Below are 23,485 nucleotides of genomic sequence, written 5' to 3' on the forward strand. Positions count from 1 at the left end.
TGAGGCGGCCCTCCGCCCCGCGGCCACCGCGACGGCGCGGCCGGGCGTCCATGGGCCTCTGACGGCGCTCCCGGGGCATCGCCGCGGCCGGAGAAAAGCATGGCCGAGAACCACCCGCCGGGTGGGCAGGAATGCGGCCCCCGCAACGCGGAAACAAGGGCGATCCAGATGAGGGGAGGGGACGGCCCTGCGGGCGGCGGGTGGAATATGCCTCCGACCCGTTCGCCCGAGCCCTACAGGAGCGCTCTCTCACCATCCGAGAGCTCTCGCGTTCCTCTTTTCCTGACCGCGCTCAGGACGGGCACGGATGGGGCCGTCAAGAGAGCCCCCGAGTATCCCGGCCGTGCCCGGGTAGCCGCCGACCGCTTCCCGAGGATCCGGAGGAGGTGGCCGACCATGCCCCCGCACCTCACGCGCGCCGTCGGCGACAGTGGGCGCGGACGCCCGGCCGCCCGGCGCGGTCCGCTGACCGCTGTCGCCGCCGCGGCGCTGCTGGCCCTGGCCGGCTGCTCCGACGACGGTGCCGGTCCCAGCGGCGGCAATGACACAGGGGTCGCCGACGACGCCGCCCAGGCGGTCTGCGAGAGCCTTGACGACCTCAGGTCCGACGCCTCGGAGATGGCCGCCCTGGAGCCTTCCGACACCGTCGAGGACATCGAGGACGTACGGTCCGACCTGGCCGAGTCGATGAACGACGTCGAGGAGGCCGCCGAGGGGACGGATGTACGCGTCGACGGTCTGCGCACGGCGTACGACAGGCTAAGCGCGTCCGTGGCCCGCCTCGCCCCCGACGCCACCGGTCCCGCCGCCCAGGCGCGCATCGCACCCGATCTGACGGCGCTGACCAAGGCACTGACCGAGGCCGAGAACGCCGCCGGCTGTACGACGGGCTGACCGGCCCCGGGCGGCAGGCGGGCGGGGGTCGATGCACGACGCGCCGGCGCCCCGTGCGTCGGCCCGCCGCGCGAGACCGTCGGTGACCTGTGCCGCCATACGGGCGTCATCGGGCGACTCCGCCGCGTAGCGGCTGCCGGCCGGGGTACGTGCGGTGCCGGAGGCGAGCGCCCCCCGCTCACTCCATGTCTCTGCACACCCGTACGACCCCTCGGTGCCGGTTCCCGCGCACCGTCGGAGACCACCCGGACAGGCGGTTTCGCCTGGCAGCCCGCACCGCCGTGACGCACTCTGAAGCTCCGCGCCGGCCGGTCTGACATCGCCCCGCCTCAGGGGGCGGGGAGGACGCCGGCGACCCAGCGGCGCCACGACCCGTCCTTCCCCACCCGTCGGAGGAGATCACCCATGTCGCCTGCATCCGCCTCGCGTTGGCAGCACGCGGTCGTCACGGGCGGCGCCGGTTTCGTCGGATCGCACCTGTGCGCCGCCCTGCTCGACGCGGGGTCGGCGGTGACCTGCGTCGACGACTTCAGCACCGGCCGCCGCTCGAACATAGCCCCCCTCATGGACCGGCCCGGCTTCACCCTCGTGGCGGCGAACGTCTCCGAACCCTTCGCCGTCGACCGGCCCCCTGATCTCGTCCTCCACTTCGCCTCGCCCGCCTCCCCCGCGGACTATCTCCGCCTCCCCCTGCACACGCTGGAGGTCGGCAGCCTGGGCACGCGGAACGCCCTGGCCCTCGCCCGCGCCTCGGAGGCGCGGTTCGTGCTCGCCTCGACGTCCGAGGTGTACGGCGATCCGCAGGAGCACCCGCAGAACGAGCGGTACTGGGGCCATGTGAATCCGGTCGGGCCGCGCAGCGTGTACGACGAGGCCAAGCGCTTCGGAGAGGCGCTCACCACGGCGGAGGCGGCGGAGCACGGCACCGACACGGCCATCGTGCGGCTCTTCAACACCTACGGCCCCCGGATGCGGGGGTACGACGGGCGCGCCGTGCCCACCTTCGTACGACAGGCGCTGGCCGACGCACCGCTGACCGTCACCGGCGACGGGCTCCAGACCCGGTCGCTCTGCTACGTCGACGACACCGTCCGGGGCATCCTCGCGGCCGCCGCCCACGGTATGCGCGGCCCGGTCAACCTCGGCAACCCGGCCGAGATCACCATGCTGGACCTGGCCCGCTGGATCGTCGAACTCACCGGCTCCCGCTCGGAAGTGCGGTTCATCGAGCGGCCGACCGACGACCCCGCCGTCCGCTGTCCGGACATCACGCTGGCCCGGGACAAGCTCCAGTGGGAGCCCACGGTCCAGGCCGAGGAGGGGCTGCGGCGCACCATCGACTGGTTCCGCGCCCATCAGGACGACTGACCCCGCGCGCGTGCACCGCCGCCGGTAGCGCCCCTCGCGGAACCGCGAGCCGGCCCGTCCCGAGACAGCCCCCACCCGACAGCGGAAAGGCCCCGCACCATGCGCGTTCTCGGCATCAACGCACTCTTCCACGACCCCGCCGCCGCCCTGGTCGTCGACGGCACGACGGTCGCCGCTGCCGAGGAGGAACGATTCTCCAGGCGTAAGCACGGCAAACGCCCCGTGCCGTTCTCCGCCTGGGAGCTGCCCGAACAGGCTGCCCGATGGTGCCTTGAGCGCGCCGGGCTGCGACCACAGGACCTCGACGCCGTCGCGTACTCCTACGACCCGGCGCAGGCCCGGCCGGCCGCGGACATGGGCCTCGACGATCCGTGGGACCACCTCCGTCAGAGCTACGCACGAGAGGCCCCCGGGTTCCTCGAGGCCGCGCTGCCCGGCCTCGACCCCGGCATCGTCCGCTTCGTCGGCCACCACATGGCGCACGCCGCGTCGAGCGCCTTCGCCGCCGACGACGCCGGCACCTCCTCGGTCCTCGTCCTCGACGGGCGGGGCGAGCGCGGCTCCCACCTCTCGGCGCGCCGGACCGGTGACCGCATCGAGCCGCTGTACGCCCAGGACCTCCCCGAATCCCTCGGCCTCGTGTACGAGGAGCTCACCGCGCACCTCGGGTTCCTGCGCTCCTCCGACGAGTTCAAGGTGATGGCCCTCGCCTCGCACGGAACCCCCCGGATGTTGGCCGAACTCCGCCGCCACGTCCACCCGACGGGCGACGGCGGTTTCCGTGCGAGCGGTGTCCCGTGGGGCGAGTTCTGTCCACCGCGCGCGCCCGACGAGCAGTGGACCCGGGCCCACGCCGACGTGGCGGCGAGCGCCCAGGCCGTCCTCGAGGAGACGATGCTCGATCTCGTGCGCTGGCTCCACGGGCGCACGCACGACCGACTCCTCACCCTGGCCGGCGGGGTCGCCCTCAACTGCGTGGCCAACTCCCGGATCGCCCGCGAAGGCCCGTTCGACCGCGTCTGGGTCCAGCCCGCCGCGGGTGACGCCGGAACCGCCCTCGGCAGCGCGCTGCTGCTCTCCGCCGGAGCGGGGGACGACCCCGAACCGATGTCCACCGCCGCCCTCGGGCGGGACTGGTCCGACGCCGAACTCGCCGGGCTCCTCAAGACGGCCGCCATCCCCTTCGAACGCCCCCCGGACATCGCCGCCACCGTGGCCCAGGCCCTGGCCGACAACGCCGTCGTCGCCTGGTTCCAAGGGCGTTCGGAGTACGGTCCCCGGGCACTCGGCCACCGCTCGCTGCTCGCCCACCCGGGCCACGCGGGCAACCTGGAGCGACTCAACGACGTGAAGGGCCGCGAACAGTTCCGTCCCGTCGCGCCCATGGTGCTCGCCGAGCGCGCCGCCGAGATCTTCGACGGACAACTACCCAGCCCCTACATGCTCTTCGTCCACCGGGTCGCCACCGGATGGCGGGACCGGATCCCCGCGGTCGTGCACGTGGACGGCACGGCACGCATCCAGACCGTCGACCGTGGAAGGGAACCGCTGATGGCCCGCGTTCTGGAGGAGTTCGAGCGCCGCACCGGCCTGCCGGTCGTGGTCAACACGAGCCTCAACACCGCCGGACGGCCCATGGTGGACGATCCGCGCGACGCCCTGGAGTGCTTCGGATCCGCGCCGGTCGACCTGCTGGCCATCGGCCCCTTCGCGGTCCACCGCGGCGAGATGTTCCGGTCGTCCGCGGGCGGGTGGTCCCGGTGAACGACACCCGCACCCCGCTCTCGTACGCCGTCGTCATCCCGACCCTCGGCCGGCCCAGCCTCGGTCGCTGCCTCGACGCCCTGGCCGCCTCCCCCGGGCCGAGGCCCGCCCGGGTCGTGATCGTCCACGACCGCCCCGGCGGCGGCGCCATCCCCGGGCTCAGGATCCCGGAGGCCTTGAAGGCCAGGACCGTCGTGGTGCCCGGCGGAGGCCGCGGGCCGGCGGCGGCCCGCAACACCGGCGTCGCGGCCACGGGTTCCGTCCCCTGGATCGTCTTCCTCGACGACGACGTGCTCCCCTCGGCCACCTGGGGCGAGGACCTGGTCCGCGACCTCGCCACGGCCTCGTCCGACACGGCGGGGGTCTCCGCACGCATCGACGTACCGCTCCCGGCCGACCGCCGCGCCACCGACTGGGAACGCAACACGGCCGGCCTCGCCACCGCCCGCTGGATCACCGCCGACATGGCCTTCCGCCGCGAAGCGCTGGACGCCTCCGGCGGCTTCGACGAACGCTTCCGCCGCGCCTTCCGGGAGGACGCCGACCTGGCGCTGCGGCTCCTCGACGGCGGCTGGGTCCTCGCGGCCGGAACCCGCAGGACCACCCATCCCGTACGCCCCGCCGACCGCTGGATCTCGCTGCGCCAACAGGCCGGAAACGCCGACGACATCCTGATGAAGCGGCTGCACGGCGCCGACTGGTGGACCCGCGCGGACGCGCCCCGCGGCCGGATCCCCCGCCACCTGGCGGTGACCGCGGCCGGCGTCTCCGCCCTGGGCTGCGCCGCCCTCGGCCGCCGGACCGGCGCCGCCGTGTGCGCGGCGGGCTGGCTCGCGGGCACCGCCGAGTTCGCCCTCGCCCGCATCGCCCCCGGGCCCCGCACGCGCGAGGAGATCACCAGCATGCTCCTGACGAGCGTCGTCATCCCCCCGGCCGCCGCGTGGCACCGCGTGCGCGGCCTGATCGCCCACCGGAGCGCCCGCCCCCGCGGCCCGGCCGGCCCGCCCGCCCGGTACCGGAGCGCCCCGGACGAGCCCCGGCGCGCGGAGGTCCGCTCATGACCGGCCCTTCGACAGCCCGGCCTCACGCGCCCGACGCGCACGGGGGACGCGCGGCCGGCGCCGGACGCGGTGGAACAGGGTTCCCGTCGACGTCCGGACCGTGGCTTCTCGACGGCGGGCCGGACGGGGGACCCGCGACGTCCCGGGGAACGGCGGGGCGCGGCCGGCCGCGCGGGCCGGACGCGCGGCTGCCGCGGGCCGTCCTCTTCGACCGCGACGGAACCCTGATCATTGACGTCCCGTACAACGGCGATCCCGCATTGGTGACGCCGATGGCGGGCGCCGTCGAGGCCGTCGCCGCCCTCCGGAGCCTCGGGATCGCCGTCGGAGTGGTGAGCAACCAGTCGGGCCTGGCCCGCGGCCTGATCACCCGTCCTGACGTGGAGGCGGTACGGAGGCGGGTCGACGCGCTCCTCGGCCCCTTCGCCGTCTGGGCGGTCTGCCCGCACGGACCCGACGACGGCTGCGCCTGCCGCAAACCCGAACCCGGCCTCGTCCTGGCCGCCTGCGCGCGGCTGGGAGTTCCGCCCGCCCGCACGGTCGTGATCGGCGACATCGCGGCGGACACCGAGGCGGCCCGCGCCGCCGGCGCCCGAGGCGTCCTCGTCCCGACCCCGGTCACCCTCCCCACCGAGATCGAGACCGCCGCCGAGACCGCCCCCGACCTGCGGACCGCGGTCCGCAGGCTGCTGACGGGGACAGGAGCGGATCTCCCCGCGGCGACACGCCGACTGCTCGGCGAAGGCGCGACAGCCGAAGCCGGGGTGGCTCCCCCAGCGGCGGAACGCCGACCGCTCGCCGACGACGCGGAGGCCGAAGCGCCGACCGTGCACACCCCGTTCGCCGGAGCGATGCCCGTCGCCGGACCGGACGATTTCCCGCCCCACGCCCCCGCCCACGCCGCCCCCCAGGCGCCCGCGCGCCCGCCGGCGCCGGGCGGCCGCTCGCACCCGGAAGGCGCCCGCGGCCGTGACCCCGGCCCGCGCCCGCGGGGCTCCGGCGGCGGACACCCGTCGCCGCCCGGAGGTGGCCGATGAACGCGCCCCGCACCCTCGTCGTACGCCTGGACAGCGCCGGGGACGTACTGCTCGCCGGGCCCGCCGTCCGAGCGGTGGCGGCCGGGTCGTCGCGGACCGCGATGCTCTGCGGCCCGCTCGGCGCCCCCGCCGCCGAGGTGCTCCCCGGGGTGGACGACGTCCTCGTCCACGACGCACCCTGGGTGGGCCTGGAACCGCCCCCGGTGTCGTCGCGCGCCTGCGCCGCACTCGTCGAAGCCGTCACCGCGCACCGCTTCGACCGCGCTCTCGTCCTCGTCTCGTACCACCAGAGTCCGCTCCCGGCCGCCCTGCTCCTGAAGCTCGCCGGAGTGCCGTGGATCGCCGCCGACAGCGAGGACTATCCCGGCACCCTGCTCGACCTGCGGCACCGCCGCCGTCCGGGCCGGCACGAGGCGGAGGCCGCGCGGGACCTGGCGCACGCCGCCGGGTTCCGGCTGCCGCCCGGCGACGACGGCGCCCTGCGCGTCTCCGACCCGCCCGACACCGCCGGACTGACCGGCCCCGAGCCGTACGTCGTGCTGCACCCCGGCGCGGCGGTGCCCGCCCGCGCGTGGAGCCCCGCGCGGGCGGAGCGGGCCGCGGCCGCCCTGCACCACGCCGGCCACCGGGTGATCGTGACCGGCGGCCCCGCCGAGAAGGCGCTCACGGCATGGGTCGCGGGCCGGCACGCCGTCGACCTGGGCGGGGCCACCCCCGATCTGCGCACCCTCGCCGGAGTCCTCGGCCGCGCCCGGTGCGTGGTGGCCGGCAACAGCGGCCCCGCCCACCTGGCGGCGGCCGTCGGCACGCCCGTGGTCTGCCTGTTCGCGCCGGTGGTGCCCGCCGAGCGCTGGCGACCGTACGGCGTCCCCCATGCGCTGCTCGGCGACCAGACCGCACCCTGCGCGCTGACCAGGGCCAGGGTCTGCCCGGTCGAGGGGCATCCGTGCCTCGACGCGGTCGGCGACGCCGACGTGATCGCGGCGGTGGCCGCCCTCGTCGACCCGCCGGTGGACGACACCGCTCATGCCGGTGCGGCGTCCCACGCCCGCGGCCGACCGGGGCCGGGCACCGAACGGGTCCGCCGCGAGGGCGCTTACGGGACCGAGCGAGGAGCGGGCGTATGAACATCCTGCTGTGGCACGTGCACGGTTCCTGGACCACGGCGTTCGTCCAGGGCCCCCACACCTACCTCGTCCCCGTCACCCCGGACCGGGGAGCCGACGGGCGCGGCCGGGCGGAGACCTTCAGCTGGCCGTCGACCGTCCGCGAGGCGACCCCGGAGGAACTGGCCGACGCCCCGGTGGACCTCGTGGTGCTACAGCGCCCGCATGAGGAGGAGCTGGCCGACCGCTGGCTCGGCGGCCGCCGCCCGGGCAAGGACGTGCCGGCCGTCTACCTGGAACACAACACCCCGCGCGGTGACGTGCCCGACACCCGGCACCCCATGGCCGACCGCGACGACGTGACGCTGGTGCACGTCACCCACTTCAACCGGCTCTTCTGGGACAACGGCACCACCCGCACCACCGTCATCGAACACGGCATCGTCGATCCGGGCCACCTCTACACCGGTCGGCTGCCGCGAGCCGCCGTCGTCGTCAACGAGCCTGTCAGACGGGGCCGTTACGTGGGTACGGACCTGCTGCCGCTGCTGGCCGGGGCGGCACCGCTCGATGTCTTCGGCATGCGGACGGAAGGCTTGGCCGGCCATCTCGGACTGCCCGCCGACCGGTGCCGCGCGGCCGACCTCCCCCAGGGCGGACTCCACGCCGCCATGGCCGAGCGCAGGCTCTATCTGCATCCCGTGCGCTGGACCTCGCTGGGGCTCTCCCTCCTGGAGGCCATGCACCTGGGGATGCCCGTGGTGGCGCTGGCCACCACCGAGGCCGTCGAGGCCGTCCCCGCCGGCACCGGAACCCTCTCCACCCGCCCCGAGGTCCTCGCCCGCGCCGCGCGGCACTACCTCGCCGAACCGGAGGCCGCCGCCGAAGACGGTGCGCGGGCCCGGCAGGCGGCCCTGGAGCGGTACGGCCTCAAACGCTTCCTGGACGACTGGGAGCGGCTCATCGCGGAGGTACGGTCATGACATCGCTTCCCACCACCGGCGGCCGTCCCCTGGCCCTCGCCCTCGTCTCCGAGCACGCAAGCCCCCTCGCGCCCCCCGGTGACGTCGACTCCGGCGGCCAGAACGTCCACGTGGCCCATCTCGCCGGGGCGCTCGCCGACCTCGGCCACCAGGTCACCGTGTACACCCGGCGCGACGCCCCGGACCTCCCGGTCCACACGGAGCTACGGTCCGGCGTCGAGGTGCACCACGTGCCCGCGGGGCCGCCCGAACCGATGCCCAAGGACGAACTCCTGCCGTACATGCAGGAGTTCGCCCATCATCTCGCCGGGCACTGGCAGGTCCGCGCCCCCGACGCGGTCCACTCGCACTTCTGGATGTCCGGCGTCGCCGCGCTTCGGGCCACTCGCGAGACCGGGTTGCCGCTGCTGCACACGTACCACGCCCTCGGCACCGTCAAGCGGCGGCACCAGGGCCACGCGGACACCAGCCCGCGGGTCCGGATCGCCTGCGAGAGCGACGTCGGCGCGGGCTGCGAGCGGGTCATCGCCACCTGCCGCGACGAAGTGGACGAACTGGCCGCCATGGGCGTCCCGCGCACCAAGGTGGACATCGTCCCCTGCGGCGTCGACCCCGGCGTCTTCCGCCCCGACGGCGCCGTCGCGCCCCGGGGACCGTACCCGTACCGGCTGCTCCACTTGGGGCGTCTCGTACCGCGCAAGGGGGCGGCGGTGTCCATCGCGGCCCTGGCCGGGCTGCCGGACGCGGAGCTGGTCCTCGCCGGAGGGCCGCCCGCCGAGCGGCTCGACCGCGATCCGGAGGTACGGCGCCTGCGTGCCCTCGCACGGCAGGCCGGCGTCGCGGACCGGGTCCGCTTCCTCGGCGGCGTCCCCACCACGGAGGTGCCCGCCCTCATACGAGGCGCGGACGTCGTCCTCTGCCCTGCCGACTACGAGCCCTTCGGCATCGTCCCCCTGGAAGCCATGGCCTGCGGGCGGCCGCTCGTCGCCAGCGCCGTGGGCGGGCAGCTCGACACCGTCGCCGACGGGGTCAACGGGCTGCTGGTGCCGCCGCGGGATCCCAGGGCCCTCGCCGCGGCGGTGTCCGCCCTGCTCGACGATCCCGCCCTGCGTGCGGCCTACGGGAAGGCGGGCCGCCGGCGCGTCCTCGAACGGTTCTCCTGGGCGCGGGTGGCGGCTGCCACGGAGGTCTCGTACCGGACGGCCCTCGCCGCCCGCGCCCCCGTCGCGCGAGCGCTCTGAACGGCGAGGGCGGCCGCGGGCGGCCTCACCGGGCCGGCGGCGGACCGGCCACGAGCCACGAAGTACGGAAGCACGGAAGCACCGAAGCCGGAAGGAGGTGCGGCGGGGCGCCGAAGCAAGCGCCCGGCCGACCCACCATGAGCCATTCCCCCACGTCACGCCTCCCTCATACCTCGCCCGCGCGGCCCTCCTCGCCCCACCCGTACGACGACGCCGCGCGGCACGTCGAGGCGCTCGCGGGCGCCCTGGAGCGGCTGCGCCGCCGGGACCTCGGGCTGCTCGCCCGCTGGGGCGAGCAGCTCGCCGAAGCGCTCCCGGCAGGGGGACGACTGCTGGCGGCGGGCAACGGCGGCAGCGCCGCGCAGGCGCAGCACCTGACGGCCGAACTGGTCGGCCGCTATCGGGAGGAGCGGCCCGCCTACTCCGCGCTCGCGCTCCACGCGGAGACGTCGAGCCTCACCGCCATCGGCAACGACTACGGCTTCGAGCAGGTCTTCGCCCGCCAGGTCGCCGCGCACGGCCGCCCCGGCGACGTCCTCGTCCTGCTGTCGACCTCGGGGAGCAGCGCCAATCTCCTCTCCGCCGCCATGACCGCCCGGTCCGCCGGACTCCGGGTCTGGGCCCTGACCGGCCCGTCCCCCAACCCGCTGTCGGAGGCGGCCGACGAGGCTCTGTGCGTCGACGCGGCCACGGCGGCGACGGTGCAGGAGGCTCACCTGGTCGCCGTGCACCTGCTCTGCGCATCCTTCGACGCCGCCGTCGCGGGGGTACGGGACACGCGGACGGCTTCCCGGGCAGCGGAAGCGGCCGGGGCGGCCGGGGCGCGGCCCGACGGGGTCGTCCTGAACGGGGCGGCCCGGGCGGCCCCGGCCCGGAAGACGGGACGACCGAAGACGGCCGCACGCGGGGCTGCGTCGGTTTCGGGAACGAGGCCCGCACCGACACCGGCACCGGCTCCGGCTCCGACACCGCCTTCGGCTTCGGCTTCGGCTTCGGCTTCGGCTTCGGCTTCGGCTTCGGCCGCACGGAACACGGTTCGCCGGAATGCGGCGAGGGCCGGCGCGCCGCAGCGCGGGCTGCCCACCGACGGGTCCGCACCCGACCGCGGCCCCGCACCCGACCGCGCGCCCGCGCCCCCCTCCGGCCCGGCGGCCACCCCCGCCCCCGTCCTCAGGAGGTCGCCGTGAACTCGTCCGGGCCGCTCGTCGTCGTCGGCGACCTCCTCCTCGACGAGGACATCGAGGGAGACGCCACCCGCCTCGCCCCCGATGCCCCCGTGCCCGTCGTCGAGGCCGCCACGCGGCGGTCCCGGCCCGGCGGGGCCGGCCTGGCGGCCGCGCTCGCCGCCCGGTACGGCGGGGAGGTCGTCCTGATCACCGCGCTCGGCCGGGACGCGGCGAGCGACACCGCCCGGCGCGCGCTGCGGGACCGGGTGGCCCTGGCGGAGCTTCCGCTGGACGGGACGCTGCCGGTGAAGACACGGGTGCTCGCCGCCGGCCGGCCGGTGGTACGGATCGACCGGGGCGGCGGTACGCCGGGCGCGCCCGGGTCCGGCGTCCTCGCCGCCCTGGCCTCGGCCCGGGCCGTCCTCGTGGCCGACTACGGCCGGGGCACGGCCGACGTCCTGCGCACCGCGCTCGCCTCCGCCGCCCCGCGGGTGCCGCTCGTCTGGGACCCGCATCCCCGGGGCGGCCCGCCGGTTCCGGGCGCCCGCCTGGTCACCCCCAACGCCTCCGAGGCGACCGCGCTCTGCGCCGTCGTCGGCAGCTCCCTGCGTGCCCACGCCGGCCGGGGCGCCGACCTCGCCGGGCGGTGGGCGGCCGGCTCCGTGTGCGTGACGCTCGGCGAGCGGGGTGCGCTCCTCACCCGGCCGGGGTCCGCTCCGGTCCTGGTTCCGCCCCCCTACCGCGCCTCCGGCGATCCGTGCGGCGCGGGCGACTGCTTCGCGGCGGCGGTCGCCTGCGCCCTCGCGGACGGCGCGCTCCCGGAGGAGGCGGTCGTCCGCGCGGTCGCCGAGGCGGCGGCGTTCGTGAACGCCGGAGGCGCGGGCAACCCCGGCCTCTGGGAACCGGCCGGCCCCGGCGACGCCGGACCGCCGCCGTCCTCCGACGCCTTCGAGCTGGCGCGCCGGGTCCACGCGCGCGGGGGCACCGTGGTGGCCACCGGCGGCTGCTTCGACCTGCTGCACGCGGGCCATGTGGGTCTCCTCGAGAACGCGGGCCGGATCGGGGACTGCCTGATCGTCTGCGTGAACTCCGACGCCTCGCTGACCCGACTCAAGGGCCCGGGGCGGCCGCTGAACCCGCTGGCGGACCGCATGCGGGTGCTCGGCGCACTGGGCAGCGTCGACGCGGTGGTGTCCTTCGAGGAGGACACTCCCGTACGGCTCCTCGAAGCGCTGCGGCCCGACGTGTGGGTCAAGGGCGGGGACTACGCGGCCGACGACCTGCCCGAGGCGGAGGTGCTGCGGAAGTGGGACGGCCAGGCGGTGGTGCTGCCTTATCTCGACGGCCGTTCCACCACCTCCCTCGCCGACCGCGCGGCCCGGGCGGCGGCCGAACGGTGACGGCGCGGGAGGCGGAGGACCTGTCGGACATGGCGTACGCGAGCGAGGGCGAGCACGCCACCGGGCGGCGGCCGAGCGTCCTGGTGCTCCGCGCCCTGGGGCTCGGCGACCTGCTGACCGCCGTACCGGCCCTGCGGGCGCTGCGCCGGGGATACCCCGGCCACGAGATCGTCCTCGCCGCTCCGGCGCGGCTCGCGGACGTCGCGCGGGCCACCGGCGCGGTCGACCGGCTGTTGCCGACGCGTGCCTCGGGGCGCGAGGTCCCGGCCGCGCTGCACTGGCCCGGCCCGCCGCCCGTCCTCGCGGTCGACCTCCACGGCAACGGCCCGCTCAGCCACCGCCTTCTGGCGGGGCTCGGGCCGGGCGCGCTCTGGGCGTTCCGCCATCCCGGCCTGCCGGATCAGCGGGGCCCGCGGTGGCAGGCGGACGAGCACGAACGGGAGCGCTGGTGCCGGCTGCTGCGCTGGTACGGCCTCGACGCCGACCCCGACGCGCTGCGCATCCCGCGCCCGGTCGTGCCCTCCCCGCTGCCGGGGGCCGTGGTGATCCACCCGGGGGCGGACGCGGCCGCCCGCCGCTGGCCCGTCGACCGCTTCGCCGCCGTGGCGCGCGCCGCGCGGAGGGCCGGGCACCCGGTGGCGGTCACGGCGGGCCGTGGCGAGGGCCCGACGGCCCGTGCGGTGGCGGAGCTGGCGGGCCTGCCCGCCGCGTCGGTCATGGGCGGTGGGCACGACGTGCCGTTCGACCGGCTGTGCGCGCTGGTGGCGGAGGCACGCTGCGTGGTGGTGGGCGACACGGGGCTGGCCCACCTCGCCTCGGCCCTGGCCACCCCCTCCGTCGTCCTCTTCGGGCCGGTTGCGCCCCGGCTCTGGGGCCCGCCGGCCGCCGGCCCGCACCACCCGATCTGGCACCCTTCCCCCACCGACGACCCCCTCCGACCGGGCGACCCCCACGGTCCGGCCCCGGATCCCAGACTCCTCCGGATCACCCCGGACGAGGTGGCGAGGACCATGCAAAGGGCCCTGGCGGGCACTCCCGCCGTCAGACCGCCGTGCCCACCCGGGCCCGCGCCGTCGGGACAGCCGGCCCGATCGGTACGAGGGCGGGAAGCGGGACGGCCTTGGTCCGGCCCCGGCGTGAGCGGACGGCCAGGGCCGCGGTGACCGTGGCCGCGACGAGGAGGCCGCCCGTCACCAGGGCTCCGCGGACGCCGAGGAGCTCCATCAGGAGGCCCAGAGTCGGAGGGGCCGCCAGGCCCCACAGCGTGCGGACGCTGTTCCAGGCGCCGAGGACGCGGCCGCGCAGAGCGGGCGGGGGGTCGGTCTGCAGGACGGTGTTCTGGGCGGTGTCCGCGACGGACTCGGCGACCGCCATGGGCAGGACGAGGACCAGCAGGACGGCGACCGACGGCACGACGCCGGCGAGGACCTGGAGCAGCGCCCCGGCGAGCGTCAGGAGGGCGACCAGCCGGACCCCGGGGCGGCGCAGGCGGGCGCCGAGCACGGCGCCGACGATGCCGCCCACGGCCAGCACGGTGGCCACGGTGCTGAACGTTGCGGCGTCCCCCGCGAGGGGGCCGGTGACCAGGACCACGAGGGTGAGCGAGTAGTTGCGGCCGAACAGGGCGCTGACGGCGTTGAGGCCCGCCAGGGCGACCAGCCGCGGGCGCCGGGCGAAGAAGGCCAGCCCTTCCCGTACACCGCCCCCGCCGTCACCGGCGCCGCCGCCTCGTCCGAGCCGCGCGCCCTCGAGCCGCGTCCGCCCGGCCCGCTCCGCCCGCGGCGACCGCCGCCGCGCCCGCCCCGTGGCCTTCGGCCGCCCGTCGTGCCGTACGGGCTTGAGGAAGGGGATCACGGCGGCGACGAAGAGGAACGACAGCCCGTTGGCGACGTAGGCGGCGGCCGTGCCCAGGACGCCCACCGTCACGCCGGCGAGCGCGGCTCCGGCGAGCCGGCCCCCGCTGTGGGCGAGGGAGCCGACCCCGATGGCGGAGGGGACGTCCTCGGCGCGGACGAGGTCGTTGCCGAGCAGGGCGCAAGCCGGCCCGTCCACCGTCGCGACGATCCCGGTGAGCGCCGCCAGGCCCATGAGCACGGGCAGGTTCAGTTGGTCGAGCGCCACGAGTACGGCGGTGAGAGCGGCGATCCCGGCGAGCAGCGTCTGGCCGACGGCGGCCGTCAGCTTCCGGGGCCAGCGGTCCACGACGGCTCCGCCCAGGGGGCCCAGGAGCAGGCCGGGCGCGGCCTGGACGGACATGGAGAGTCCCGTCGCGGCGGCGGAGCCGGTGATCTGGAGGACGAGCAGGTTCTGGACGGTGAGCTGCATCCAGGTGCCGGCGTTGGAGACGAAGTGGGCGACGGCCCACCAGCGCATGCTGCGCCCGCGCAGGGAACGCCAGGGGGAGCGGTCGCTCGAAGCGTCCCGGGCCGGCGGGACGGGAGCGCCCTGGACGGCGGGCGAGGGCGGTGGCGTGGAGGAAGACACAGGGGTACCTGGGGGCGCTTCGGCGCGGACGGGGAGGGAGCGTGGGGGCCGGTGCGCCTGTCCCCGGAGGGTGGAGTGGCGTTCCGCGTGCGCTCGGCGGTGAGCGGCGGGGCGGTCCCGGCGACCATCGTGGCAGACGGTGCCCGAGAAGCCGTCGGCCCGTCCCGCGCCGACGGCACCGGAAACCCCCAACAGGCCCTCGCCTGCGGGCATCGCCGCCTCTGGTGTGCTTGCTCACACCGGCCGCCGTCCCCGCCCGAGCGGCGTCCCCCGCCCGGCCCCGCGCCCGGGCACCCCCTAGGGGGTGCCGTTGCGCCCGGCGGCGTAATCCGACGCGCCCGCTCCCCGACCCGTACGCAGAGTGGGACGGAACGCACGGCGACGGCGGAGCCACGGCAGTCGCCGTGCGCGGAGCACCGGCACCGCCCGCCCACGGAAGGGAACGCGATGAACAGCGGCGTACAGGTCGAGCTGGACGGCAAGCAGGCTCTCGTCACCGGTGGGGCGCGGGGGCTCGGTGCGGCGATCGTCCGGCGACTCGCCCGCGCGGGAGCGTCCGTGCTGGTCGCCGACGTGCGCCAGGACCTCGCGAAGGAGCTGTGCGAGAGCCTGCTCGCCGAGGGGTGCCGGGCGCGGCCGGTCGTGCTGGACGTCCGCGACGCGGAGGCGGTGGCCGAGGTCTTCCGGGACCTGGACGACACCGGCGAGGCGGTCGACATCCTGGTCAACAACGCCGCCGTCGACGTCACCAAGGCCGTGGAGCAGCTGACGGCGGAGGAGATGACGCACGTCATCACCACCAACCTCCTCGGCCCGATGTACCTGTGCCGGGAGGGCTACGGGCGGATGGTGGCGAGGGGCGGCGGACACATCGTCAACATCCTGTCGACGGCCGCGATCCGTACGTGGACGGAGGCGGGCCCGTACGCCGCCGGCAAGACGGGCTTGCGGACGTTCACGCACACCCTGTTCAAGGAGGCGCAGCGCGACTGCCCCGGCATCGGCGTCACGGGGGTGGTGGCCGGCGGCATGGAGACGGCCTTCATCCTGGACCGTTTTCCGGACGCCGACGTCTCGCTCCTGCAGAGCCCGGAGATCGTGGCGGACACCGTGATGTACGCGCTGTCGGTGCCGCCGGGAAGCGCGGTCGCCGAGGTTGTGGTCGTCCCCCGGCGGGAACCCTCGTGGCCGTGACCGACGGACGGAAATCTTCTGTGGAGGAGGCAGAGCCATGGCCGACACCCTCGGCTTCGACCCCCGGACGGTGATCGTCACTGGTGCGGACTCCGGTATCGGCCGCGCCGTGGCGGTGCGGCTGGCGGAGGCGGGACTGGACGTGGGCATCACCTGGCACACCGATGAGGAGGGCGCCTCGGCCACGGCCGAGGAGGTGCGTGCCCAGGGTCGCAGGGCGGTGGTCGCGCGGATGGACCTGACGCGGCTGCCGGAGGCGGCCGACGTGGTCGATCTGCTGGCGGAGGAGCTGGGCCGGGTCGACGTCCTCGTCAACAACGCGGGGACCGGTACGGCCACACCCTTCCTCGATCTCGACCTGGCGACCGTCCGTTCCGTCCTCGACGTGGACCTCGTCGGGCCGCTGCTGTGTTCGCAGCGCGCGGCGCGGCGCATGATCGCCCAGGGCGGCGGCGGACGGATCGTGAACGTGACGTCGGTGCACGAGCACCAGCCCCGGGTCGGCGCCGGCCCGTACTGCGCGGCCAAGGGCGGCCTGGGGCTGCTGACGCAGGTCATGGCGCTGGAGCTGGCGGAGCACGGCATCACGGTGAACGCGGTCGCGCCCGGCGAGATCGCCACGCCGATGACCGGCCAGGAGGACGCCGACGTGCTCGCCGCGTCCCGCCCGGGCATCCCGCTCGGCCGGCCGGGGGACGCCCGTGAGGTGGCGGCCGTGGTGGCGCTGCTTGCGGGGCGGGAGGCGTCGTACGTCACCGGCGCCTCGTGGTCGGTGGACGGCGGGATGCTGCGGATGGGGCCGATGGCGGGCTCGCACCTGGAGAGCGACGACTGGCGGCGCCCCTGACGACGGGATGTCTGGGCGGGACGGCGGCGGGTACGCGCCGCATGACCGGCGGACACGCCGCGCGCGCCGTTCGCGCGGGCGGCCGCTCGGGGCGGACGAGCCGGAGGCGAAGTGAAGACGAGGACGAACACGAGGACGACGGCGGAGGCGGGAGCGGAAGAGCTGAGGGGGCCGGGGTGGAGGCACGGCAGGGGTGCCGGGAAGCGTTCCGGACCCCCCTTGGTGGCCGTCTATCTCAACGACCACCTCGCGGGAGCCTCCGCGGGTGTGCAGTTGGCGCGCCGGATGACCCGGGCGCATCGCGGCAGGGCCTTCGAACGGCAACTCGCCGGGCTGGCCGAGGAGGTGCGGGAGGACCGCCGGACGCTGTGCCGGCTCATGGAGGTGCTCGGCGTCCCCCGGCGGCGTTCCAGGGCCGCGGCGGGATGGGCGGCCGAGAGGCTCGGACGGTTCAAGTTCAACGGAAGGGTGCTGACCCGCTCCCCGCTCAGCGACGTCCTCGAACTGGAGGCGATGCGGCTGGCCGTCGAGGGCAAGGCCGACTGCTGGCGCTCCCTGCGCGGGCTGGCCCGGACGGATCCCCGTCTCGACCCGGACGCCCTCGACGAGCTGATCCAGCGCGCCCGGCGCCAGTCCCAGGCCCTGGAGGCCATGCGGACGACGGCCGCGACGCACGTCCTGACAGCGGAGGTACGGTCGACCGCGGCAGGAACGGCCGCCCCGCGCGACCTCCCTCCCGCGAGCCTCAGTTGAGCAGCCGCAGGACCGCCCGCTCCACCGCCCCCTGGGTGGCGGGGCGGCCGAACACCCCGTCCTCGCCGAGGCGGTCCAGGGCGGACGCGATCGTGTCCCCTGCCTCGAAGCGTTCGACGACGGTCGGGTCGATGTACGAACTGCGGCAGACGGCGGGCGTGTTGCCGAGGTAGCCGCTGACTTCCCGTACGGCCCGGCCGACCGCCCTGGCCCGGGCGGTCCGTGACTCCCCCGCCCTCACCTCGGAGACGGCGAGGGCGACGGCGGCGAGGACGGTGGCGTGCCAGGTCCGGAAGTCCTTGGCGGTGATGTCGCTGCCGGAGCGCTCACGGAGGTAGGCGTTGAGTTCGTCGGCGTGGACGTCGTGCCACGCGCCGTGGTCCCAGTAGGCGAACAGCTGCTCTCCGCCGCCGCGTCGGCGGAGCAGGGCCCTCAGGACCTTGTGCGCGGCCTCGTCCACGAGGGCGCGGGTCTGGTGGCGGCCGGACTTGGCGGGGTAGCTGAGGCGGACCTCGCCCCGGGCGCAGCGGGCGTGTTCGCGTCGCAGGGTGGTGAGGCCGTACGAGCCGTTGTCGCGGCGGTAGCCGTCGCCGCCGACCCGGAAGAAGCCGAGGTCGAGCAGGCGTGCCGCGCAGGCGAGGACGCGTGCGCGGCACAGGCCCCGGCGCTCCAGGTCGGCGGCGATGCCTTCGCGGAGCCGGGGGAGGCTGCGGGCGACCGCGCGGACGTGCTCGTGCTTCACCTCGTCCTGCCGGCGCCGGAACTCCTCGTGGTAGAGGTACTGGCGGCGGCCGGCGTCGTCGGTGCCGATGGCCTGGATGTGGCCGTTGGGCCAGGGGCAGATCCACACGTCCTGCCATGCCGGGGGGATGACCAGCGCCTTGACGCGCTCGGTGTCGTCCTTCGCCAGGGGGTGTCCGTCGGCGTCCAGATAGCGGAAGCCTCGGCCGTGGCGTACGCGCCGCCACCCCGGACGGTCGGGGTCGCTCGTTCTCAGTCGCACGTCCTCCTTGTGCCCGGTGCGGCCCGTTTCACTGCCGGGGGCTGCCGGGAGCGGCGGAAGCGGGGCGGGCGCCGCGGACCGGCCCCGTACGTCGGTCCGCGCAGCCGGGTCCGCCCGGCCGGGCTCAGGGTGCTTCGTCGGGGCCCGGGTCGAGCACGGGCTCCGCGGCCGAGCGGGCGGACTGGATCCGGCCGCGGCGTCCGACGACGGCCGCGGCGGCGAGGGCGCTGCCGAGGAAGGCGACGGCGACGACCCAGGGGCGGTCGACGACGTGCCCGGTGGCGTGGTCGAGGGAGTAGCGGCCCGCACCGGCGACGCCGATGGCGGCGGCGGTGAAGCCGAGGAAGGCCGGGTACTCATAGCCCCCGGCCTGGGCGAAGAAGCCGGCCGGGGCGTGGACGGCGACCGCGCCCGCCATGGCGCCGGCCGCCGCGGCCCCGGCAGCGGGGGTGGCGAGGCCGAGGGCGAGCAGGACTCCGCCGCCGGTCTCACCTGCCCCCGCGGCGATCGCGCTCTCCCGGCCCGGGGAGAAGCCCATGGCCTCCATGGCGTGGGTCGTGCCTTCGACCCCGCCGCCGCCGAACCAGCCGAAGAGCTTCTGGGTTCCGTGCGCGGCGAGAACGGCGCCGGTGCCGACCCGCAGCACGAGCAGCCCGAGGTCGCGTCGGTTGAGGCAGGTCATAAGGGGTCTCCCGGTCGCTGGGGTCGGGGCGGGCGTACGGCGTGCCCTCCGTGACCCACTCTCGCCGCCCCGGGAGCCGGGGCCTCTGCGTTGTTGCGCCACATGGGTTACGCCGCCCCGCGGTTGCCCGGCCCGCGCCGTCCCGTCCGTCCGTTCGAGACCGCCGGGTCCGCCCGGCGGAGTCGTGCGCTACATTTTGCCGGTCCCCCGCCCCTCGATCATCCGCGATCACTTCTGTTCGGAGCCGGAATCCCATGAGCGACATCGTCAACGGCCTCGGCCGGGCCACCGCCTACGGCGCCCTGGGTGTGGTGCTGTTGATCCTCGGCATCGTCCTGGTGGACCTCCTGACGCCGGGGAAGCTCGGGCGGCAGATCTGGGAGGAGCGCAACCGCAACGCCGCGCTCCTGCTCAGCTCGGCGCTGCTCGGCATCGGCGGGATCGTCTTCACGTCGATCTGGACGACCTACGACTCCTTCGGCAAGGGGCTTGCCTCCACGGCCGCGTTCGGTCTGCTGGGTCTGGTGATGATGGCCGTGGCGTTCCTGGTGGTGGACCTGGTCACGCCCGGCAAGCTGGGCGCCACCCTCGTCGACCCCGAGCCGCACCCGGCGGTCTGGGTTACGGCCTCGTGCAACCTGGCGGTCTCCGCCATCCTCTCCGCCTCCATCGCCTGACCCCCGCGCCCGGCCCGTCGCCGGGGAGACGCGCCCACCTCCGCCGGTGTCAGCCGCCGAGCGGCTCGACCTCCAGGAAGCGCCGGCCGCGCGGTCCCCGGTAGAGCAGCGCCTCCCAGCCGCACCGCTCCAGGGCGGGGACGAGCCGGGTGAGGGCGGGTTCCGCCTCTCCCGCGGCGCCGCCGGCCGGCGGTCCCAGCCACTCCACGACGGCCGTGCCCGGCCGCTCCCCCGCGGTGACGCGGTAGCCGGTCGCCACGCGCGCTCCGGCGGGGTCGACGGCCGAGGGAGGCGTCTTCGCCGCCTCCAGGGCGAGGGCGATCGCGCGGACGGGCTGTCTTCGCTCCCATTCGGCGGGCAGGGCACCCGGCTCGCCGCCGTCGCGGCGGCTCAACCGGCGGATCTGCAGCAGCCCTTCCCAGGCCGCCCGCACCTCCCGCGACCGCTGCTCGGCCTCCTCGGCCGGCGGCGGCGGGCCGTCCCCCGTCGCCGCCTCGAACGCCCCGCCGCTCACTGCAGGCGCCGGATGTCGCCGCGGACCCGGTAGAAGCCGCCGGAGGCCGGGTGCAGGGCATCGACCACGTACCGTGCGCCGGCCTCGCGGATCGCTCGGGGGAACTGCACGTTCCAGGAGGGTTCGTAGCCCTCGGAGATCACGTGCACCCGGGTCCTGCCGCCCTCCTGGACGCACTCCACGACGACCGAGCCGGCCGGCGCGGCGCTCACCACCGTCACGGCCTCCACGGTCGTCGCCGGTTCGTAGGTCGGCAGGGCCGCGGCGAGCTTGATGTCCTTGGCGACCGGCACCGTGCCCTGCTGGGCGGCGGCGATCGCCGCCTCGCTCGCGTCCACACAGACCAGCGAACCGTCCGTGGTCACCAGATAGAGCCGGTCCTCGCGGTACTGCATGGAGAGCGCGGAGCCGCCGCCGGTGCCCAGCTTCCAGAGCCGGGTGCCGTCCTCGGCGAAGCAGTACACCGACGAGGCGGAGTCGGCGGCGAAGACGAACCGGCCGCCCGGCGAGGTCGCGCAGGAGTACACCGGGCTGTCGCAGGCGTACACGGCCTCGACGCGCCCGGTCTTCTTCGCCAGCCGCTGCACCTTCCGGTGGGCGGTTCCGGCGTAGACCGCGGCGTCCTCCTGCCATCCGAAGAGGACGCCGCCGGCGGTCGCGGTGTGCCACAACTCGCCTCCGCCGTCGGGTGCGTACGCCGTGACGCCCTTGCTGTGCCCGTGGTAGACGGCGTCGCCGTCGGCGCGGACCATCCAGGCGTGCTCGCCCCGGCTGTTGCGGGACCACTGGTGCTCGTCCTCGTGGTCGATGACGGTCAGCCGCCCGGAGCGGTCGGCGACGTCGAGGACGCCCTCGTGGATGTCGAGCCAGAAGATGTCGACGTCGGCGGCGATGTCGTACGCGGCGAAGGGCAGCTTCGACGAGAGGTCGTACACCCGGCCGTCGTCGCAGCCGGCGTAGATCCAGAAGTCGTCCGCGACCAGGCACTTCACGCCGTCGGGGAGGCTGAACCGGGCCCGGACGTCACCCGTGTGGCTCAGGGTGTACACCGAGCCGGCCTGGTTCCCCACATAGACGTGCTGGTCGTCCACGTGGATGCCGAAGGCGGCGGAGCCGGTCCTGAAGCGCCACAGGACCGGGGCGACGGCGCGTGCCGTGGAGGGTGCGGAGACGACCTCGCGGCGGGTGATCGACCGGGCGGCGCGCCGGCCCTGCACCGCCGGGGCGTACCCCTTGCGGACCTTCTCCCCTATCTTCTTCGCCGCCGCGGCACGGGCCTTCTCGGTGGTCGGGAAGGTGGAGGTCTGGGTCTGTCCGGCCGAGCCGATCCGGCCGTAACGGACCGACACCACGAGGTCGTCGACCGTCACTTCGTAGAACTTGTGCGCGCCGCCGCCGTCCTGGGACAGCTCCAGATAGGTCTTCGTCGTCATGGGGAAAACCGTAGGCGCTGCCACTGACAACGCTCCTCGACCCCGGACCCCGGCGCCTCCCCGGCCCCGGTTCAGCGCTGGCTGCGGCCGCTCGTCACGGCGTAGTACTGCAGGTCCTGCCGGTCGATCGGCCGGCGTACCGGATAGCGGCTGGTCACCGTCGTCGTGATCCGTCCGGCGCGTTCCACGGTGGCCTCGCTGTGGCCGGTGCGCAGCGGCAGGAGTTGCGCGTGCACACCCGCCGGTGCCTGGTACGCGCCCTGCGTTCCCCCGGTGCCGGTGCGCACCCGCGCGGGCGCCGTGAGGAAGCTCAGCACCTCCACCGTGTCCCGCGGCGGGGCGGTGCCCTCGCGCGGCTCTATCACCTTCGGCTGGGCCGCGGCGGGGGGCCTGTCGCCGGCGAACTGGACGCGGGAGGTCAGATAGACGGTGTCCCGGACGATCTTCGGCCAGGCGCCGGTCTTGAACCGGGTGAGGTAGTAGGAGGAGAGGTCGAGATAGGCGTAGCCGTTGTGCAGGGACGGCGCGAAGTGGGTGCCTTCGGAGTAGTCGTTCCAGGTGGTGAGCTGGACCCAGTCGGCGTTCGAGGCGATGGCCGCGCCCCAGCTCGCGCGCAGGGTCTCGGTGTTGCCCGCCTCGTCGTAGATGCCCTGGTTGGGGCGGGCGTCCTGGACGGAGACGGGCTGCATCCAGATCTTGCCGAGCCGGTGGGCGCGGTCGGCGTCGGCGGTGGCACCGGACTGGCGGTGGTAGGTGCGGCTGCCCCAGTCGGAGAAGCCGTGGCTGATCGACGCGTACCGCTCGCGGTCGGGGGTGAAGTCGAGGAAGAGCGGGACGAGCGCGGTCCGGACGGAGTGCCGGGAGCGCAGTTCGTCCATGGTGAGCCGCCACCAGGCGGGGTCCTTCTCCTCCGCCTTGAAGGGGGAGACGACGAGCCGGCCGTCGGCAAGCCGGTGGGCCGAGGGGTGGCGGGCGAGTTGCGCGAGCGAATCCGCGAGGGCGGCCGGGGTGGTGTCGAGGGAGGTCATGTCCGGCATGAGCTGGACGCGGAAGCCGGGGTCCTCCTCGGCGGCGGCGCGCATGAGGAGTCCGACCCGCTCCCAGTTGCGTCCGCTCAGCGACAGGAGGTCGACGGTGAAGCCGTCGAGTCCGGCGTCGCGTGCGGTGCGGACCTCCTGGCGCAGGTGGGCCAGCTCCCAGTCGCCGGTCTCGGGTCCGGCGGGCAGCGGACGGTCGCGCAGGAGTCCGGCGTAGGCGCGGTGCTTGCCCTTCTCGCCGTTCGCGGTGAGGTAGTTGCGGCTGTAGTAGTCGTCGCGCGGCGGCCGGTTGTCGAGGGAGAGCGGGTACGGCGTGAAGTAGTGGGCGAACACCAGCTTGCCGGAGGCGCGCAGGGTCCGGGTGTCGGGGAGGTCGAAGGGGAGGGCGGTGCTGTACTGCTCCGCCGTGGTGGCCCGTTCCGCCGTCGCGCCGTCGCGGAGCGCCGCCGCCGCGCCGATGCCGGCGAGGGATCCGGCGAGCAGGACGCCGAGCACGAGGCCGGGGAGGAGTCTGCGGCGCCCCGGGGCCCGGTGGGGCCGTGCGGCGCGGGTCCTGCGTCCCGGCAGGGCGGGTGGGGTGGGGATGGGCGCCATGGGGTCCCTCCGGCGGGTCGAGGCTGCCGCGGTCCCGCGGGCTGCGCTGTCAGTAGTACAGCCGATCCCGCACCGGGGGACAACAACCGTCCGGGTCGCGCCGGGCGGCCTCCGGCGGCGCGGCCGGTACCGCTTGCGGGCGCGTCGGCGGGGGTGACCGGCGGCGGACGAGGGGGCGGCGGGTTCCGCTTCGCCGGCGGCGGACGACCGAATTCGTTTCGCCCGGAAGGTCCCGTTCCTGCCCGCC

19 protein-coding genes and 2 pseudogenes are annotated in these 23,485 nt (G+C 75.6%); 15 read left to right on the forward strand and 6 right to left on the reverse strand.

The genetic code is table 11. From position 1 onward, the window contains the following. Positions 1–396 precede the first annotated feature (396 nt). The 11 genes and pseudogenes from ACFZBD_RS03645 to ACFZBD_RS03695 form a co-directional block, all read left to right on the forward strand. Positions 397–894, forward strand: coding sequence for a hypothetical protein (locus ACFZBD_RS03645; protein ID WP_391134684.1), 498 nt, complete (start codon positions 397–399; stop codon positions 892–894). Between the two features lie 405 nt (positions 895–1,299). Next, a complete protein-coding gene (locus ACFZBD_RS03650; protein WP_391134687.1) occupies positions 1,300–2,262 on the forward strand; it encodes an NAD-dependent epimerase/dehydratase family protein in 963 nt (320 codons plus the stop codon). Between the two features lie 99 nt (positions 2,263–2,361). Further along, a complete protein-coding gene (locus ACFZBD_RS03655) occupies positions 2,362–4,026 on the forward strand; it encodes a carbamoyltransferase C-terminal domain-containing protein (protein ID WP_391134689.1) in 1,665 nt (554 codons plus the stop codon). Beyond that, on the forward strand, positions 4,023–5,087 hold the full coding sequence (locus tag ACFZBD_RS03660) for a glycosyltransferase (RefSeq protein WP_391134692.1): 1,065 nt from the start codon (positions 4,023–4,025) through the stop codon (positions 5,085–5,087). The genes ACFZBD_RS03655 and ACFZBD_RS03660 overlap by 4 nt, the downstream gene beginning before the upstream one ends. Before the next feature lie 230 nt (positions 5,088–5,317). After that, positions 5,318–6,124 carry an HAD-IIIA family hydrolase gene (locus ACFZBD_RS03665; protein WP_391135911.1) on the forward strand — a complete coding sequence of 269 codons (807 nt, stop codon included), beginning with the start codon at positions 5,318–5,320 and terminating at the stop codon, positions 6,122–6,124. Further along, positions 6,121–7,251, forward strand: a complete 1,131-nt coding sequence (locus tag ACFZBD_RS03670; RefSeq protein WP_391134696.1) for a glycosyltransferase family 9 protein — start codon at positions 6,121–6,123, stop codon at positions 7,249–7,251. The genes ACFZBD_RS03665 and ACFZBD_RS03670 overlap by 4 nt, the downstream gene beginning before the upstream one ends. Next, entirely contained in the window at positions 7,248–8,213 is a 966-nt protein-coding gene (locus ACFZBD_RS03675) for a glycosyltransferase (protein WP_391134699.1), read from the forward strand. The genes ACFZBD_RS03670 and ACFZBD_RS03675 overlap by 4 nt, the downstream gene beginning before the upstream one ends. Next, entirely contained in the window at positions 8,210–9,454 is a 1,245-nt protein-coding gene (locus ACFZBD_RS03680; protein WP_391134702.1) for a glycosyltransferase, read from the forward strand. The genes ACFZBD_RS03675 and ACFZBD_RS03680 overlap by 4 nt, the downstream gene beginning before the upstream one ends. Before the next feature lie 137 nt (positions 9,455–9,591). Further along, positions 9,592–10,218: pseudogene (locus ACFZBD_RS03685) on the forward strand (SIS domain-containing protein); the annotation flags it as partial. Positions 10,219–10,637: 419 nt separating this feature from the next. Then, on the forward strand, positions 10,638–12,020 hold the full coding sequence (locus ACFZBD_RS03690) for a PfkB family carbohydrate kinase (RefSeq protein WP_391134705.1): 1,383 nt from the start codon (positions 10,638–10,640) through the stop codon (positions 12,018–12,020). A 29-nt stretch (positions 12,021–12,049) separates the two neighbouring features. Next, a pseudogene (locus tag ACFZBD_RS03695) lies at positions 12,050–12,838 on the forward strand (glycosyltransferase family 9 protein); the annotation flags it as partial. Positions 12,839–13,061: 223 nt separating this feature from the next. On the opposite strand, the gene ACFZBD_RS03700 reads toward ACFZBD_RS03695, so the two are convergent. Continuing rightward, the gene (locus ACFZBD_RS03700; protein ID WP_391135915.1) at positions 13,062–14,393 is read right to left on the reverse strand and encodes an MFS transporter; all 1,332 of its coding nucleotides are present in this window, start codon (positions 14,391–14,393) and stop codon (positions 13,062–13,064) included. Positions 14,394–14,951: 558 nt separating this feature from the next. Here ACFZBD_RS03700 and ACFZBD_RS03705 point away from each other — a divergent pair. From ACFZBD_RS03705 to ACFZBD_RS03715, 3 genes are all read left to right on the forward strand, one after another. Beyond that, positions 14,952–15,698 (forward strand): SDR family NAD(P)-dependent oxidoreductase, encoded by a 747-nt coding sequence (locus tag ACFZBD_RS03705; RefSeq protein WP_391134708.1) that lies wholly within the window; start codon positions 14,952–14,954, stop codon positions 15,696–15,698. A gap of 37 nt (positions 15,699–15,735) precedes the next feature. After that, a complete protein-coding gene (locus ACFZBD_RS03710; protein WP_391134711.1) occupies positions 15,736–16,545 on the forward strand; it encodes an SDR family oxidoreductase in 810 nt (269 codons plus the stop codon). A gap of 222 nt (positions 16,546–16,767) precedes the next feature. After that, positions 16,768–17,298 (forward strand): hypothetical protein, encoded by a 531-nt coding sequence (locus ACFZBD_RS03715; RefSeq protein WP_391134714.1) that lies wholly within the window; start codon positions 16,768–16,770, stop codon positions 17,296–17,298. Here the strand turns inward: ACFZBD_RS03715 and ACFZBD_RS03720 are convergent. Together ACFZBD_RS03720 and ACFZBD_RS03725 are read right to left on the reverse strand one after the other, a co-directional pair. After that, positions 17,291–18,301 (reverse strand): DNA topoisomerase IB, encoded by a 1,011-nt coding sequence (locus ACFZBD_RS03720; RefSeq protein WP_391134716.1) that lies wholly within the window; start codon positions 18,299–18,301, stop codon positions 17,291–17,293. The two genes, ACFZBD_RS03715 and ACFZBD_RS03720, sit on opposite strands and share 8 nt — an antisense overlap. Before the next feature lie 124 nt (positions 18,302–18,425). Further along, positions 18,426–18,983 (reverse strand): DoxX family membrane protein, encoded by a 558-nt coding sequence (locus ACFZBD_RS03725; RefSeq protein ID WP_391134718.1) that lies wholly within the window; start codon positions 18,981–18,983, stop codon positions 18,426–18,428. Between the two features lie 254 nt (positions 18,984–19,237). On the opposite strand from ACFZBD_RS03725, the gene ACFZBD_RS03730 reads away from it, so the two are divergent. Next, positions 19,238–19,660: a DUF350 domain-containing protein gene (locus tag ACFZBD_RS03730; RefSeq protein ID WP_391134721.1), complete on the forward strand. Its 423-nt coding sequence runs from the start codon at positions 19,238–19,240 to the stop codon at positions 19,658–19,660. Positions 19,661–19,709: 49 nt separating this feature from the next. Here the strand turns inward: ACFZBD_RS03730 and ACFZBD_RS03735 are convergent, their stop codons facing one another. The 3 genes from ACFZBD_RS03735 to ACFZBD_RS03745 all read right to left on the reverse strand — a co-directional run bounded on the left by ACFZBD_RS03735 (position 19,710) and on the right by ACFZBD_RS03745 (position 23,238). Beyond that, a complete protein-coding gene (locus ACFZBD_RS03735; RefSeq protein ID WP_391134724.1) occupies positions 19,710–20,174 on the reverse strand; it encodes a hypothetical protein in 465 nt (154 codons plus the stop codon). Continuing rightward, entirely contained in the window at positions 20,171–21,607 is a 1,437-nt protein-coding gene (locus ACFZBD_RS03740) for a WGR domain-containing protein (RefSeq protein WP_391134726.1), read from the reverse strand. Before ACFZBD_RS03740 ends, ACFZBD_RS03735 begins: the two co-directional genes overlap by 4 nt. Before the next feature lie 71 nt (positions 21,608–21,678). Next, on the reverse strand, positions 21,679–23,238 hold the full coding sequence (locus tag ACFZBD_RS03745) for an endo-1,3-alpha-glucanase family glycosylhydrolase (protein ID WP_391134729.1): 1,560 nt from the start codon (positions 23,236–23,238) through the stop codon (positions 21,679–21,681). Between the last annotated feature and the right edge of the window lie 247 nt (positions 23,239–23,485).

Source organism: Streptomyces sp. NPDC008121 (genome assembly GCF_042957155.1).
Classification (GTDB): domain Bacteria; phylum Actinomycetota; class Actinomycetes; order Streptomycetales; family Streptomycetaceae; genus Streptomyces.